Origin of the sequence: Mesorhizobium sp. M1A.F.Ca.IN.020.06.1.1 (genome assembly GCF_004023265.1) — a bacterium.
Taxonomy (GTDB): domain Bacteria; phylum Pseudomonadota; class Alphaproteobacteria; order Rhizobiales; family Rhizobiaceae; genus Mesorhizobium.
Genome location: NZ_RZSR01001325.1, coordinates 1 through 1,226 on the forward strand (window position 1 = coordinate 1; position 1,226 = coordinate 1,226).

Genomic DNA, 1,226 nt, shown 5'->3' on the forward strand with positions numbered 1-1,226 from the left:
GTTTGAGCAAGCTTCGCCGCAGCCAAGTCCGCATCGTGTTCAGCGGGACCTTGTGGCGCTCCGCCAGCTCGGCATAGCTTTCGCCGTTGAGATAGGCGCCCCGGACCGCCGCCGCCCGGTCTTTCTCCAATTCGTCGAGGCAATGGTAGATGCGGTCGGTCTCGCCGCCCGCGACAGCCATGGCCTCAGGCCCCGGCGCCGGATCGGCGACCTCGAGCGCTGCATCGATATTGGCGGAAGGACCGCGCCGGGCCCTGATGCGGTCGATCGCATGGTTGCGCGCAATGGCCACCAGCCAGGAAATCGGGCTGAGATCGGAAACCGCGAAACGATCGGCCTTGGTCCAGATCTTGACGAAGACCTCCTGCAGTGCTTCTTCCGCCTCACTCTTGTCCCTCAATACACGAAGGCAGACGCCGAAAAGTTTCCCGCTGGTCTGCTTGTAGAGCAGATCGAACGCAGCCCGGTCCTTCATCGAAGTCCGGACGATCAGTTTGCTGATGTCCTGAGGCCCCATGCAGGCAAATTAGAAGATTGCGATCTATTTGCAACGGCGCGGGCGGTGTTGTCCACCCAAGGCTGTCGCGGCGCCAGTACGTGAAGTCATCTTCCGCAATTCGAGATGAACAACGCAAATCCGGATTTCGATTTGCGGCTTCATGCGATAGCCTTCGCCAAAACAGGGGAGCGGCGATGTCGATCGAACGCGTGCTTTGGGAACAGGATGCGACCGGACTTGCCGAGCTCGTCCACAAGGGGGAAATCTCGCCGCAGGAGCTGGTCGACGCCGCGATCGCCCGCGCCGAGGCGACAAGACCCGACATCAACGCCATAGCGACGTCGCTCTATGACGCCGCCAGGGCGCGGGCGAAGGCGATCGACCGCAAGCAGCCGCTCGCCGGCGTGCCCTTCGCGCTGAAGGATCTCGGCATCGGCATCAAGGGCGTGCCGATCCATGGCGGCAGCCGCATCCCGGCCTTCACGGCCGATTTCAACTCGGTGATGGTCGAGCGCTATCTGGCCGCGGGCCTGATCCCGATCGCTACCAGCACCTCGCCTGAGCATGGGCTGCGGCTGATGACCGAATCGGCCCGCTTCGGCATCACCCGCAACCCCTGGAACACCGGCCACACCACCGGCGGCTCGTCCGGCGGATCGGCGGCGCTCGTCGCGGCCGGCGTGGTGCCGGCGGCGCACGCTTCCGACGGCGGCGGCTCGATCCGGGT

General features: G+C 64.6%; 2 protein-coding genes. One reads left to right on the forward strand and one right to left on the reverse strand.

Features of this window, described 5'->3' with window-relative positions:
* The coding region (locus EOA60_RS33685) for a sigma-70 family RNA polymerase sigma factor (RefSeq protein WP_128312659.1) at positions 1-517 on the reverse strand (517 nt) is incomplete at its 3' end.
* Positions 518-693: 176 nt separating this feature from the next.
* Between EOA60_RS33685 and EOA60_RS33690 the strand changes: the two genes are divergently transcribed.
* Positions 694-1,226, forward strand: a 533-nt coding sequence (locus tag EOA60_RS33690; protein ID WP_245502690.1) for an amidase family protein, incomplete at its 3' end; no start/stop codon positions are given.